This window comes from Cohnella algarum (assembly GCF_016937515.1).
Lineage (GTDB): Bacteria > Bacillota > Bacilli > Paenibacillales > Paenibacillaceae > Cohnella > Cohnella algarum.
In genome coordinates this window covers 1283637-1297840 of sequence record NZ_JAFHKM010000002.1, presented here as the reverse complement: position 1 = coordinate 1297840, position 14204 = coordinate 1283637, and the positions used below count along the sequence as shown (strand labels likewise).

9 protein-coding genes and 1 pseudogene are annotated in these 14204 nt (G+C 59.2%); 6 read left to right on the top strand and 4 right to left on the bottom strand.

Annotated elements, in window-relative coordinates; all coding sequences use genetic code 11:
- Positions 1-21: 21 nt before the first annotated feature.
- The 4 genes and pseudogenes from phnE (JW799_RS05830) to JW799_RS05815 form a co-directional block, all read right to left on the bottom strand.
- On the bottom strand, positions 22-795 hold the full coding sequence (phnE, locus tag JW799_RS05830; RefSeq protein ID WP_080832716.1) for a phosphonate ABC transporter, permease protein PhnE: 774 nt from the start codon (positions 793-795) through the stop codon (positions 22-24).
- Positions 792-1582: pseudogene (phnE, locus tag JW799_RS05825) on the bottom strand (phosphonate ABC transporter, permease protein PhnE). Before phnE (JW799_RS05825) ends, phnE (JW799_RS05830) begins: the two are co-directional and overlap by 4 nt.
- Positions 1579-2349: a phosphonate ABC transporter ATP-binding protein gene (gene phnC, locus JW799_RS05820; protein ID WP_080832714.1), complete on the bottom strand. Its 771-nt coding sequence runs from the start codon at positions 2347-2349 to the stop codon at positions 1579-1581. Before phnC ends, phnE (JW799_RS05825) begins: the two are co-directional and overlap by 4 nt.
- A 150-nt stretch (positions 2350-2499) precedes the next feature.
- Positions 2500-3513 carry a phosphate/phosphite/phosphonate ABC transporter substrate-binding protein gene (locus JW799_RS05815; protein ID WP_205429030.1) on the bottom strand — a complete coding sequence of 338 codons (1014 nt, stop codon included), beginning with the start codon at positions 3511-3513 and terminating at the stop codon, positions 2500-2502.
- A 134-nt stretch (positions 3514-3647) separates the two neighbouring features.
- On the opposite strand from JW799_RS05815, the gene JW799_RS05810 reads away from it, so the two are divergent.
- The 6 genes from JW799_RS05810 (at position 3648) to JW799_RS05785 (ending at position 13997) form a co-directional block, all read left to right on the top strand.
- Positions 3648-5279, top strand: coding sequence for a bifunctional metallophosphatase/5'-nucleotidase (locus JW799_RS05810; protein WP_240353159.1), 1632 nt, complete (start codon positions 3648-3650; stop codon positions 5277-5279).
- Between the two features lie 411 nt (positions 5280-5690).
- A complete protein-coding gene (locus tag JW799_RS05805; RefSeq protein ID WP_205429029.1) occupies positions 5691-8021 on the top strand; it encodes a helix-turn-helix domain-containing protein in 2331 nt (776 codons plus the stop codon).
- Between the two features lie 394 nt (positions 8022-8415).
- A complete protein-coding gene (locus JW799_RS05800) occupies positions 8416-9450 on the top strand; it encodes an ABC transporter permease (RefSeq protein WP_240353158.1) in 1035 nt (344 codons plus the stop codon).
- A 2-nt stretch (positions 9451-9452) separates the two neighbouring features.
- Complete coding sequence (locus tag JW799_RS05795) at positions 9453-10349, top strand: carbohydrate ABC transporter permease (RefSeq protein ID WP_080832813.1); 897 nt, start codon at positions 9453-9455, stop codon at positions 10347-10349.
- Between the two features lie 59 nt (positions 10350-10408).
- Positions 10409-12022 carry an extracellular solute-binding protein gene (locus JW799_RS05790; protein WP_240353157.1) on the top strand — a complete coding sequence of 538 codons (1614 nt, stop codon included), beginning with the start codon at positions 10409-10411 and terminating at the stop codon, positions 12020-12022.
- 88 nt (positions 12023-12110) lie between these two features.
- Positions 12111-13997: a hypothetical protein gene (locus JW799_RS05785; RefSeq protein WP_205429027.1), complete on the top strand. Its 1887-nt coding sequence runs from the start codon at positions 12111-12113 to the stop codon at positions 13995-13997.
- The last annotated feature ends 207 nt before the right edge of the window (positions 13998-14204 follow it).

Below are 14204 nucleotides of genomic sequence, written 5' to 3'. Positions count from 1 at the left end.
GCGGTCCTTTTCGCATTGGCGTCAGGCCAGCTTGCGGCGAAAATAGCCGGAGATGAGGTCGATCACCGTAACGGTGACGATGATGCCGAGCAAAATGATGCCGACCCGTTCCCAGGACCGGGTGCTGAGGGCGAAAATGAGCGGCGTGCCGATGCCGCCGGCGCCGATGACGCCGAGAATCGTTGCGGACCGCACGTTGATCTCGAAACGGTACAGCGTGTAGGACAGAAATCCCGGCAGCACCTGCGGGATGACGGCGAACCAGAGCACCTGCAGCCGGCTTGCCCCGGTCGCGATCAGCGCTTCCGTCGGTCCGGCGTCCATGTTTTCCACCTCTTCGGAAAACAGCTTGCCGAGCATGCCGATCGAATGCAGGCCGAGCGCCAGCGCGCCGGCGAACGCCCCGGGACCGACCGCTTTGATGAAGAGGAGCGCCATGATGATTTCCGGGAAGGTCCGGATGAAGCTGAGGACGAATTTGCCCGTTCCGGACAGCGTCCTCGCCTTGTTCTTGCCCGCGGCCGCCCAGAAGGCGAACGGGATGCACAGGATGGCGGAAATAAACGTGCCGAGCACGGCGATGGCCAGCGTCTCCAGCATCGTCCGGAGCAGGTCTTCGCCGTCGGGCAAATAGACGTAATCCCAGTCCGGCGAGAAAAGTCCTTCGAGGATCGCTCGCGTGATTTGCCCCGCCGTTTCTTTGATTCCGCCGAATTCGATGCCCCAGAATGTCCAAACGTAAATCAGCACAAGGGCGACAAAAATGAGCCAGCGTTTCCATCGGTTCCGGTTCATAGCAGTTTCTCCCGCAGCTTCGTACTTATATAATCGATGACCAGAACGGCGGCCAAGGTGAGCAGAATGATCGAGTTGGTCTTGTCGTACTCAAGGAAGCCGAGCGTCTTCTCGTAGAAAAGGCCGATGCCGCCCGCCCGACGAGGCCGAGCACGGCCGCCGCCCGCACGTTGATCTCGAACGTGTACAGCACGTAGGAGATGAAGTGGGGGAGGATTTGCGGCACGACGCCGAACGAAATCCATTGAAGCTTGCTCGCTCCGACGGAAGTCATCGCCTCGAGCGGCCCGTTGTCGATCGTTTCCAGCGATTCGTAGGTCAGCTTGGCAATCAGGCCGATCGAAAACACGGCCAGGGCGAGAACGCCGGGCAGGATGCCGAGGCCGAAAATGGCGACGAATATCGCGGCAAGCAGCAGGTCCGGAATCGTGCGCAGCAGATTCAGAATAAACCGGAAAATTTGGTAGATCCACGGCGATCGGATCATGTTGCTTGCGGCAAGGATCGAAAACGGGATGGCGATAATCGCGCCGAAGGTGGTCCCGGCGATCGCCATGCGGATCGTGTCGAGCATGGGGCCCGCGATATTGTCGAAATAGGCCCAATTCGGCGGGAACATTTCCTCGATGAGATCCCACATATTCGGCAAGCCGTTGTACAGCTTGCCCAGCGAGGTTTCCGTCTGTACGGCGCTGGCCCACAGCAGCAGGACGACGATGACCGCCGTCAGGATATGCTTCAGCTTGCTTGGCGGCTTCGGCAGCGTAGGGGGCGCTTGGGTATTCATACGGCGCTCTCTCCCAGCAGCTCGTCTTCCTGGATCGGACGGCCGTAGATTTCCGCGAACTTTTCGTCCGTCGCCTCGGCGACCGGTCCGTCGAATACGACCTCGCCGGCCCGCAGCCCGACGATGCGCGTCGCGTATTCCCGCGCCAGGTCGATATAGTGGAGGTTGACGATTGTCGTGATGCCGAGCTCCTGGTTGATTTTTTTCAAATCGTCCATGACCTGCTTGGTTGTCAGCGGGTCCAGGGAAGCGACGGGCTCGTCGGCGAGAATGATCTTCGCTTCCTGCGCCAGCACCCGGGCGATCGCGACGCGCTGCTGCTGGCCGCCGGACAGCTGGTCGGCCCTGATGTACGCTTTTTCCGCTATATTAACCCGTCCCAGCGCTTGCAGGGCCAGGTTGATGTCCTCTTTTGGAAACCCGAACAGCGTACGGAAGCCGGAATGATAACCGACGCGTCCGGCCAGAACGTTGCGAATGACCGAGGAACGCTTGACCAGGTTGAAGCTCTGAAACACCATGCCGATGTCGCGGCGAATCCGGCGCAGCGCGGCGCCTTTGGCCGACGTAATCGACTTGCCTTCGATGAGAATGTCGCCTTCCGTAATTTCGTGCAGCCGGTTGATCGAACGCAGCAGCGTCGACTTGCCGGCGCCGGACAGCCCGACGATGACGATGAACTCGCCTTTTTCGAAGGTCAAATTAATGTTGTTCAGACCCTTTGTTCCGTTGGGATACGTCTTGGATACGTTGCGGAGTTCGATCACGGATCAATCAGTCCTTTGAATGGGGGTTATAAAATAAAAGACAAGCCAGCGAATAACGAGTATTCGACTGGCTGGTTTGAAATTTTGGGGAGCCGCCGCGCCGGGCGGGCTCCCGATTGGCGTTCGGTTCGGATGTTGCGCGGGGTTCGCTTACTCGGTTTTTACTTTTTCATTGTATTCGCGGACGATATCGAAGATGCTGTCTTCGGATTCGACATAACCGCGGTGGGAGTAAATGTCGAAAATGATTTGTCCGCCTTCCGGATCCTTGCCGATCGCGATGAACGCCGCTTTCAGCTTTTCGATGAAGGCCGGGTCCATGTCGGAGCGGACCGAGATCGTGTCGTTCGGGATGAATTCCGTGAACGTCAGTACGCGGGTGTCTTCGAAGACGGTCGGATAGTCGTTCTTCACCGTGTTGCGGGCGTCCTGGAAGATGGCGGCCGCATCCACGTCGCCGTTCAGGACAGCGATGACGCCTTGGTCATGGCCTTTGACCGTAATCGGCTCGACGTCGTTCAGCGGATCCAGCCCGGCATCCATCAGCGCCGCCGCGGGCCATACGTAACCGGCGGAGGAGGTGACGTTCTGGTAGGCGATTTTCTTCCCTTTCAGATCCGCTACCGATTGGATCGGGGAGTCCTTTTTCACGATGATCATCGATTTGTAGCCGTTGACCAGCTCCGTCGTTTCCGCGCCGGTCGCGTCGTCGATGCCGTAACGCTGCGCTTGCAGAATTACTTCGGCCGCGCCCTTTTCCTTCGCGAGAACGTAAGCGGTCGGAGGCAGGAAGCCGACGTCGACTTGCTTGGAAGCCATCGCTTCGATAATCGTGTTATAGTCGGTAGAGACGCTGACTTTGACTTCGATGCCGAGCTGATCGCTGAGAAGCTTTTCCAGCGGTTTGGCTTTCGCTTCGAGCGTGTCGGCGTTTTGCGAAGGTACGAATTGAACCGTCAGCGTGGTCGGAACGTAGCCGGTCGGCGATTCCGAAGGCGATGCGCTCGGCGACTCGGATGCGGAAGGCGACGCGCTGGGACTCGGAGACGCGCTTTCGGACGCGTTGCCGCCGGAGCCGCTGTTCGAATTGTTGCTGCCGCAACCTGCAAGGAATACGAATACCAGAGCAAGCATCATGGCAAGTGTTGTGAATTTCTTTGACATAGTGTCCCTCCACTTTTCTCTAACTGTTATTTATTGTAATATGGGGTAATCATATCACAGCATTTCAGCAATGTCATGACGGAATTGTAAAATGGCCGTAAACTTTCTGTTAATTGTTAGATGCATATAATATATTGGTAGGGAATGGGGAGGTTTTTCGTCTGAATTCACCAAGTACTGCGACTACAGCGACGGCGACGCTGCTCTTCACGAGCGATATTCACGGGCACATCTTCCCGACGGATTACCGCGGGCCCGGGGAACGGAATCTCGGCCTGGCCAAGCTGGCCACGGTTATCCGCGCGGAGCGGGAGCGGGATCCGTCTCTCCTGCTGCTGGACAACGGCGATTTGATCCAGGGGACTCCTTTCATGTACCACTACGCCAAGTACGACCGGCAAGGCGAACATCCCGCGGCGCGCGCGCTCAATTTTCTGCGTTACGATGCGGCCGTGCCGGGCAATCACGAGTTCAACTACGGGCTCGACCTGTTTCGGCAGGTTGCGGCCGATTCCGACTGCCCCTGGCTGTCGGCGAATATCGTCGGCCGGGACGGGGAGCCGGCGTTCGGCAAGCCTTATCTCGTCCGCGAAACGGAGGAGGGCGTCCGCATCGCCATCCTCGGGCTGACGACGCATTACGTTCCGAACTGGGAGCATCCGGACAACATAACGGGACTGGCCTTCGAGGACGCGTTGTCGTCGGCCCGGCGTTGGGTCGCCCATATCCGCGCAACGGAAAAGCCCGACGCCGTCGTCGTCTGCTATCACGGCGGCTTCGAGCGCGATTTGGAGACGGGCGAGGAGACGGAGCCGCAAACCGGCGAAAACCAGGGCTTCGCGATGTGCCGCGAGCTTGAAGGCGTGGACGTGCTGCTGACCGGCCATCAGCACCGGACGCTGGCCGGCGAGCTGCACGGGGTGACGATCGCGCAGCCGGGCAGCGCCGGGCAGGCGATCGCCAAAGTCCGGATCGAGTTTGAGCGGGACGAAGCGGGCAACTGGTCCGTCGCGGCCAAGCGGGCGGAAATCATCGAAGCGGACGACGCGACGCCGGCCGATCCGGAGCTGCTCGCGATGTTCGCCGAGGACGAGCGAAAGACGCAAGAGTGGCTCGACCAGCCGATCGGGAAAGCGGAGGGGAATATGGCGATCCCCGATCCGTTCGCGGCGCGGCTTGCCGACCATGCGTTTACCGAATTCGTCAACCGGGTGCAGATGGAGACGACGGGCGCGGCCGTCTCCTGCGCGGCGATCTTTACCGACGAGGCCAGAGGATTCGGCGAGCGGATCACGATGCGGGACATCGTATCGAACTACATCTACCCGAACACGCTCAAAGTGCTGCTGCTGAGCGGCCGCGACATCAAGGCGGGTCTGGAAAAAAGCGCGTGCTATTTCATGCTGGAGGAAGGGGATGGGGATGGACGCCAGGTGCGGATCTGTCCCGCTTATTTGGCGCCGAAGCCCCAGCATTTCAATTACGACATGTGGGAAGGCATCGAGTACGAGCTCGACATTTCGCGGCCGGAGGGGCAGCGGGTCGTCAAGCTGAATCAAGGCGGAAAGCCGCTCGATCCGGACGGGGCGTACGAGGTCGTCATGAACAGCTACCGGTCGGGGGGCGGCGGCAACTTCGACATGTTTCGGGGCAAGCCGGTCGTCCGCGAAGTTCCGACCGACATGACGGAAATCATGGCCGACTACATTTCAGCCCGCAAAACGATTCGAGCGACGTGCGACGGCAACTGGAAGGTGACGTACTGACGGAGGATTATACGGCTCCGGGGCCTGCGCGGTCCCGGGGCTTTCGTATTATTAGGTCAACCAGAGATTTCTGGTTGGCCTATTTTTAGAGCCGGTAGAGGCATCGAGCTCGAATCATAAGCGGAGCTGCGGGATTGGAACCATCGTGGGAGTGCCGGCAAATTTATTTTTAGAGTTCGGGAAAGTTTTAGGGGACGGCGGTAAAGCCGTTTTTGAATGGACAAAATCCAACCAAGCTTCGCATGTGGGGGACGGCTCGGCGCGTCCGACGATTGGCGAGCCGCGGGTCGGATACGCGGCTGGCCCAGCGTCATCCGACCGATCCGGCTCCTTCCCGCTCAATAAGGCGGCGTTGACGAAATTTTTGCATGCGCTATCATTAGGTACAACCGGACGAATGGGGGCGAGACGATGAAGGCCAGCATCTCGACGAAAGCGATGTTAATCTATGGAGGCGTTTTCCTGCTCGTCATCGCGCTGACCTTCTGGCTTTCTTACGTCGGAACGGTCGGCAAGCTGGAAAGCGATTTGCGGAACACGAACCTGGCCCTGTTGAAGCAAGTCGACGAAAAGATCGAAGTCGCGTTCCGCCAGTCGGAGAAGGATTTGCTGACGCTGACCGAGGAGCTTGAGTTCGTTTATTTCATGCTGGACAGTTACCTGGAGGATTCCCAGCGATACGAGAACTTTTACGCCCTGAGCACGAAGCTGAAAAAATTCATCACGACCAATCCCCAATTCGCATCGATTTTCGTTTATTCTTCTGTAAGCGGTGACATTTTAACGGATAAAGCCTATTTCAAGGACGACGACGCGTTGGCGGACAACTGGCTCGACGATTACGAGAACATGCCCGAGTATGTAAAATGGCTGACGACCCACAAGGTATGGGACGGCACCGAAAATCAGGACGTCGTCACGCTCGTGCGCTCCTACCCGACCCTGAGCAGTCCGGGCTACCGCAAGGGAATGGTCGCCGTCAACATCAAGGAAGACGTGCTGTACGACATGATCAAGGAGGTTTTCCGGGACAACAAGGTTGGCCACCTGTTCATCATCGATAAGGAAGGCAACGTCGTTACGCACGACGACAAAACGCAAATTTACCGCAATCTGAAGGAGGTCCCCTACATCCGGACGGCGTTGTCCAAAACGGGCAGCGGTTATTTCGCGGGCGAGGTGGACGGAATCCGGCAATCGGTATTTTATCACGACTCCGTCTATATGGGGTGGCGGCTCATCAGCATCATGCCGGAGTCGCAAATTTACAAGCCGGTGCAGGTGACGCGGAACTTGCTGATGGCGTTCGCCGCCGGCATGGTCGCGCTCGCCTTGCTCGCCCTTTTTTACGTGAATCGGTGGACGTTCAAGCCGCTCGACCGGCTCGTCGGCAAAATGTCGGGGTCGTTCCGCGCGGGGATTCCGCAGGGGCGGCCGGGATCCGGGCTGTCCTATCTGGAAAAGGTGTTCGACCAACTGGTGCAGGACCGGTCCAATCTGGAGCAGCATATGCGGGATTCGAAGCCGGTGCTGAAATGGCGGATGATGATGGATATGCTGGCCGGGTATCGGACGGATTATCCGTCTGTCCGGCACCATTTGGAATCCGTGGGCATTCGGCTGTTTCCGGAGCGTTTCCTCGTATGCACGGCCGAGATCGGCAAGGAAGGGGCCGATTTCCAGGCACGGGACGAAACGCTGTATACGTATGCGTTCTGCAACGTGGCGGAGGAGCTGATCAATTCCGAAAACGCGGGCGTCGCCATCGATTTGGGCCAGGGGAGAGCGGCGGTGCTGTTCAGCTTCGCCGAAGGGGACGCCGAGCAGAACCACCTGCGGGCGCTCGCGATTTTGGAGCAGCTTCTCGACGTGATGCGGGGGCAGTTCGGCCTTGTCGTGACCGTCGGCGTCGGCCGGTGCTGCAAAGAAATGAAAGACATTCCGAAGTCGTACGACGAGTCGCAAAAAGCGCTGCAATATAAAATGGTATTCGGCCGGCACTCGGTCATTTCGATCGAGGATCTTCAGCCGCTCGACAGCCAGGATTACTACCGGCTGACCCGGATGGCGGACCGCGTTGCGGACGCGCTGAAGCAGGCGGATGCCGCCAAAATGAAAGCCTGCGTGGAGGAGACGCTGAAGGAAGCCGCGGACAGCAATTTGCCCCCGGAGCTCATTCGCCAGCTCGCTTTCGACCTTGTCATGAAACCGGCGCAGGCCGCAAGCTCCCTGGGGGTCGAAATCGGCGCTTCGGCGGGCCGTCTCAACGGCGTTTACGAACGGATCAACCGCAGCGGAAGCTTGGCGAACGTCAGCGGGATCGTCGTATCCTACCTGGAATCGCTTGCCGGCCAAGTGGAGGAGCGGCGCAGCCAAAAAGGAAAAAACGCCGCCGTCGAACGGATGCTTCGGTATATCGGGGAGCATTTTCAGGAAAGCGATTTGTCCCTCGACCGGCTCGCGCACGAATTCCAGTTGAGTCCCACGTATATCAGCAAGCAGTTCAAGGAGCATACCGGCAGCAATTTCATCGATTATTTGATCGAAATCCGCATCCGCGAGGCGCAGAGACTGCTGTCGGGCAAGGACATGAAGGTCAACGAGATCGCCGAAGCGGTCGGATACATGAATGCGCGCAGTTTTTTGCGGACGTTCAAAAAGTATGCGGGCATGACGCCGATGGAGTACCGGGACTGGTCGGCCCGGACGCAGACCGCGGCGGGACAGGGGGAGGAGCCGTGAGCGGGACAGGGAACGAGAAAAACGCGCGGAAATCCGCATGATGAACTCGTAGATCTCGTCGCACGCCCGCTTTTTCGTTTTAAACTTCGCGGGTAAATCGGCTCCTACTTGCCGCCTCTTGATCCCCCTCCCCTCCCCGTCCTTCTCCAAATCCGCCTTTCGCCCGAACCGCCTTTCGCGCGATTTCCTCGGCTCAAACCGCGCCGAATCCTCGCAACCGCAGGAAAATACGCCTGTCACCGCAAGAAAAGGCACCCTTCTCAAAAAAGACACCGCCGTTTCCGCAAAAAAAAGCACCGTGTTCCAAACGTGTCTCTATCGCCGACGGCCGCCCCGGAGTACGCTGAGTTCGCCGGCTGACCAGACGGTCTCATCGACGAAAGGGTGAACGAACATGAACGGAAATCGAACCGGCAAAGGGCCGGGAAGAATGCCGCCCGCAAGCCGGGGCGGCGGCCCGCCGGCGGGAGTCGCGCGGCTCGCGGGCGGAAGCCCGGGGGCGGCAAGGACGGGCGCAAGCCGCTCCGTCATCCGCAGCCGGCTTAAGCGGGACCGGCATTTATATTTGATGCTGCTGCCGGTGCTCGCGTTTTATCTCGCCTTTAAATACGCGCCGATGGCGGGCGAGATTATCGCGTTCAAGGATTATCGGCTCGGAGACGGAATTTTGGGCAGCAAGTGGGTCGGTTTCGACCATTTTCAAAGCCTGTTTGCGAGCATCGACTTTTGGCGGGTGCTGCGGAACACGCTGCTTCTAAACCTGTACAGTCTCGTCTTCGGGTTTCCGGTGCCGATTATTTTGGCCTTGATGCTGAACGAGGTGCGCAAGGAAGGCTTCAAGCGGACGGTGCAGAACCTGCTCTATTTGCCTCATTTCATTTCCTGGGTCGTCCTGGGCGGCATCTTCGTCGCGATGCTTTCGCCCAGCACCGGCATCGTGAACTGGCTGCTGAGCAACGTCTTCGGCATCGAGCCGATCTACTTCATGGCGGACTCGTCCTGGTGGCCGGTCGCCTACACGGTATCGGGCATCTGGCGCGACGCCGGCTGGGGCACGATCCTGTACCTGGCCGCGATGGGCGCGATCGATCCGCAGCTTTACGAAGCCGCCAAAATCGACGGCGCGAACAAGCTCCGGCAAATCTGGCACATTACGCTGCCCGGCATCCGCAGCACGATCGCGATTCTGCTCGTCCTCCGCATGGGCCAGATGATGGACGTCGGACTGGAGCAGACGCTCGTCCTGCAAAATCCGTCCGTGCTCGACGTGGCCGACGTTATCAGCACCTATGTGTACCGGGTCGGCCTGCTCAACATGAACTACAGCTATACGACCGCGCTCGGCCTGTTCCAGTCGGTCATCGGCTTGATCCTCGTGCTGGGCGTCAACCGGCTGACCCGGCTGTTCGGGGAGAGGGGGTTATGGTAAGCATGAATACCCGAAGAGCGGCCCGGCCGGGCTGGTCTTGTCTGGGCTCGGCCGCCAACTATATCGTCCTGGGAATATGCGCGCTGATCGCGCTGTACCCGTTCTGGTACGTCATCGTTTCGTCCTTGAGCAGCAGCAGGGCGATTACCGCCGGAGAAGTGTCGCTGTGGCCGGTGGAAATCAACGTGGAGGCGTACAAACGGTTGTTCGAGGACGGCCAGCTTTTTCTGGCGATGCGCAACACGGTCGTCGTCACCGTCATCGGGACGCTGTTCAATATGGCGTTCACGATTCTCGCCGCCTATCCGCTGTCGCGAAAGCGGCTGATGGGCCGCAACGCGCTGCTGATGCTGATCACATTTACGATGCTGTTCGTGACCGGCGTCATTCCGAACTTTATTTTGATCAAATCGCTCGGTTTGATGGATTCCTACTGGGCGCTGTGGCTGCCGTCGCTTATCAGCACGTATAACATGTTCGTCATGAAAACGTTCATGGAAGGCCTGCCGGAGGAAATCGAGGAGTCGGCCGCGATCGATGGGGCGGGGGACTGGCGGATTTTGCTGCGGATCATCCTTCCGCTGTGCAAGCCGATCATCGCCGCGCTGTCCCTGTTTTACGCCGTCGGCTGGTGGAACTCCTATTTCAGCGTGATGCTCTATATTACGAAGTCGTCGCTGCAGACGCTGACGCTCAAGCTCTACCAGATGATCCAGCAAGTCGACCAAAGCCTGCTCAACAGCTTTTCGGGCAGCGAAGGGGTCACGCAGGTGCTGCTGACGCCGGAAGCGATCAAGGCGGCCGCGATCGTCATCGCGGTGGCGCCGATTCTCGTCGTGTATCCGTTTTTGCAGAAGCATTTCGTGAAAGGCGTCTTAATCGGTTCGGTCAAAGGATGATATCATAGGGCCATGAGTCCTTGATATAGTTTAGACTATTTCAAAAGGGGATGAACGATTTGAACGCACGGAACAAAACGAGGAAACCGCTGCTGGCGGCCGGCTTGTCGCTTTTGATGCTGGCCGCGGCGGCTTGCAGCTCCGGGGGATCGGGAGGGAATTCTTCTTCTCCCTCCGGAAGCGCGGCATCGTCCGGCGGAAGCTCGGCCTCGGCCGAAACGAAACAGGAAATCGGCATTTCCATGTTCGATCGCGGGGAGGTGCCGACGGAGGAGGGGAATTACGAAAGCAACCGCTGGACGAAATGGATCGACGAAAATTCCCCGGCAAAGGTAAAATGGGTGCCGGTTCCCCGCGGCCAGGCGCAGCAGAAGCTGAGCGCCTTGATCGCCTCCGGCAGCGCGCCCGATCTGATCTGGGAGTTCGACCGAACCTATATCGCCCAACTCGCCAATCAGGGCGCGATTCAGCCGATCGACGAGCATATCGAAAAGTACAGCACTTCCTTGAAAAACTACCTGGCGGAGCACCCCGAGCTGAAATCGGCCATCACGATCAACGGGAAAATGTATGCGGTTACGAGCGCGCGCGGAACCGACGTCATCGCCAACCACGGCATGTGGATCCGCCAGGATTGGCTCGACAAGCTGGGGCTTGCGGCGCCGACGACGGTCGAAGAACTGATCGAGGTCGCGAAAAAATTCAAGGACGAGGATCCGGACGGAAACGGCGCGGCGGATACGGTGCCGATCGTCTTCAACGGCAACGGCGTGCAAATTATGCGGGCGTTCTTTTTCAACAATGAAAATCAATGGTACCTGGAGGACGGCCGGATGAAGTACGGCCGCACGCTCGACCGGTTTGCCGAGTCGCTCGCGTTCCAGAAGTCGCTGTTCGACCAGGGCCTCATCGACAGGGAGTACATTACGGACAGCAACTTCCAGCGCTCCCGCCAGCTGTGGACGACCGGGAAGGCCGGCATCTATCTCGGCTCCTGGAGCATGGATACCGAAATGCAGGATCTGCTCGCCAACGTGCCGGACGCCGAAATCGCCCCGCTCGAGCCGGTGGCGACGAAGTACGGCCGAAACGGTCTTTATCAGGAACTGCCCGCGAACGTTCTGGTCGCCTTCAACAGCAAGATGGACGAGGACAAAATCGAGACGGCCGTCAAATTTCTCGACTGGATGATCGAGGACGGCTGGCTGCCGCTGAAGCAAGGCGAAGAAAACGTGCATTACAAGCTGGTGAACGGCGAAATCCCGCAGCGCATCGACGCGGATAAATATCGGAAAGAAGCGTTCTACGCCCGGGAGTACGCGATTTTGAGCCAGTGGGACCCGAAGCCGGATTGGATTCCGGTCATGGCCGCGCAGGATCCGATCTCGCAAAAAATCGCCACGGCGAAGTCGGCTTCGCTCGAAGTCGCGCTGAAGAACGAATACCGCCGCGACATTCCGTACAGCCCGGATTTTCCGGAAGCGAGCCAACTGATCGCGACGTTCGCGCCGATCGCCGCGCAGATCGAGGTCAAAGTCGTCACCGGCGGCGACGCGCTTAGCCCAGAGGAAGGCCTGGAGCAGGTGCGCAAGGAATGGCAGCGCCTCGGAGGCGAAAACGTCGAGAAGCTGGCGCAGGAATGGTACGAGAAAAATAAGGAGTTTATGCGGTAATCGCAATTGAAGCGGATTACGGAAAGCGCGGAAATGACCGTGACGGCAAATGAACGAAGTTCGGAAACGGAAAGCGAGGATCGGAAAAATGGGCAATAAGGCAAATGCGCTCGACCACGAAGCGCTGCTGTTGAAAAAAATCGCGTCTCAGGAAAGCAGCTTCGATCCGGATGCGGGCATGCTGCGGCTGCCGTTCAGCAGTCCCGGGTATCACACGACGCTGACGAAGGAGACGCATCCGACGGTGCACCCGACCTATCCGTCGCTGGCGTACGCCCTCGGCCTGCTGAATACGGGGATTTCCGCGTACGAGGAACGTGCCTCCGCGATCATCGAGCGCGTCATCGCCCTGCAGGATCGAGACCCGGGCAACGATACGTACGGCATCTGGCCGTGGTTTTACGAGGAGCCGCTGGCGCGGATGGCGCCTCCGGATTGGAACTGGGCCGATTTTTGCGGCAAGGAGCTCGTGCTGGCGGCTTTGCGGCACGGCGGCAGGCTGCCGGATGAGCTGAACGAACGAATCCGGGAAGCGGCAAGCTGCGCCTGCGAAGCGATTATCAAGCGCGACGTGGGTCCCCATTACACGAATATCGCGATTATGGGCGCGCTTGTCACGTTGATCGCAGGGGAGCTCTACGGCCGGAAGGAGTTTGCCGAGTATGGCCTGCAACGGCTGGAAAAGCTGAAGCGGCATACGGAGGAGCTCGGGACGTTTCAGGAATTCAACAGCCCGACGTACACGATGGTCGCCATCGTGGAACTGTCCAAAATCCGCGCATTTTCCGTACAGCTGCGGGCCAAGGAAATCGCCTCCGACCTGCTGGACGCCGCCTGGCGCATGATTGCCCAGCATTTTCACCCGGCGACCGGCCAGTGGGCCGGGCCGCACAGCCGCAGCTACAGCACGCTGCTGACGAAACCGGTCAAGTCTTTCCTGCAGGCGGCTTCGGGGAACAGGCTGCTCCTCCTTGCCGAAGACGAGCTGGAGTACAGCGCCGAATGGTACGGCATCGGGTGCGAATGTCCGGAGCCTTATTTGGACATGTTCGTCCGGCCGGAGGAGCGGGTCGTGGAGACGACCTATTATCGCAATGCGGAGACGGGCTACGTGAAGCGGGCCGTCACGCAAATCGCGCCGCGATACGCGGTCGGAACGTTCAGCGAAGAGATCATGTGGAATCAGACGCGCGGGATGGTCGCCTATTTCGCGAACGGGAACGAGCCCGTTTATTTGCAAATGCGCTGCCTGCATGACGGGTACGATTACAGTTCGGCCGTGCTGAGCGCGTCGGCGGAGCGGGACTTTTGGCTGCTCGGGGCGAGGTTCGTCACCAACGGCGGTGACACTCACCCGAACCTCGACCGGATCGACGGTTCGATTCGGGCCTCGGATTTTCGGTTCCGCTTCGAATTCGGCGGGGCGCTGGACGGCGTCGGCTTCGAAACGTCCGGGCGGATCGCGCACGCGACCGTTGACGGCCTCAAGCTGCGGTTCGAAATTTTGTACGCGGCTTTCGGGGAGAAGGATGCGTCGATCCGGCATGCGGCAACGGCCGGGGAAGATGTTTCGGCCGGGAGAGACGCAAAGGACGGGCAAGACGCAGTGGTCGGGGGAGACGTATCCGACGGGAAAGATGCAGCGGCTCGGGTAAATCCGGAGAAAAGCCGGGAACGGAAAGATTGGCGCTGGGAAATCGTCCGGGAGGGAGGAACGTGCGGCCTGGATTTGGTTATCCATGCGGGCGAGCGGCGGACGATCGATTTTCGCGCACTCGGCAAAGCCGCGTTCCTCTTCTCGTTCGCGATCGGCGGGAAGGCGGAGCGGCCGCCGACGGTCATGGTCACGGAAGAGGGGAACGGGAGCCGAGTGACGGCCAGACGGGTCCCCGGCGAAACGGCCGGCGAAGCGAGCCGCGGATTATCGCCGGAAGCGACGCTTCCGCTCGCGCCAAGCGACCGGCTGCCCTTATAATCGTTTGCAAGGCCAAAGATGCGCCAGCGAGGGCGCGTCTTTATTTTTTTATGAAGGAATGTTAAATTCTTCGTCTTGCGAAGGCGTTCGAGCAAGCTTGCGGGGCAAAGGAGCGCCGCAGTTGAGTCGTATCGACTCATCTCGACCCGCCATCCCCATGTAGCCGCGCTCAAATGAGTCCTCATGACTCATCTTACCCCTCCGCAT

What these genes read in the sequence shown, in the direction of transcription:
- JW799_RS05805 (WP_205429029.1), top strand. Translation starts at nt 5,691, where the DNA reads ATGAAGGCCAGCATCTCGACGAAAGCGATGTTAATCTATGGAGGCGTT.
- JW799_RS05815 (WP_205429030.1), bottom strand. Translation starts at nt 3,513, where the DNA reads ATGTCAAAGAAATTCACAACACTTGCCATGATGCTTGCTCTGGTATTC.
- JW799_RS05795 (WP_080832813.1), top strand. Translation starts at nt 9,453, where the DNA reads ATGAATACCCGAAGAGCGGCCCGGCCGGGCTGGTCTTGTCTGGGCTCG.
- JW799_RS05785 (WP_205429027.1), top strand. Translation starts at nt 12,111, where the DNA reads ATGGGCAATAAGGCAAATGCGCTCGACCACGAAGCGCTGCTGTTGAAA.
- phnE (WP_080832716.1), bottom strand. Translation starts at nt 795, where the DNA reads ATGAACCGGAACCGATGGAAACGCTGGCTCATTTTTGTCGCCCTTGTG.
- JW799_RS05800 (WP_240353158.1), top strand. Translation starts at nt 8,416, where the DNA reads ATGAACGGAAATCGAACCGGCAAAGGGCCGGGAAGAATGCCGCCCGCA.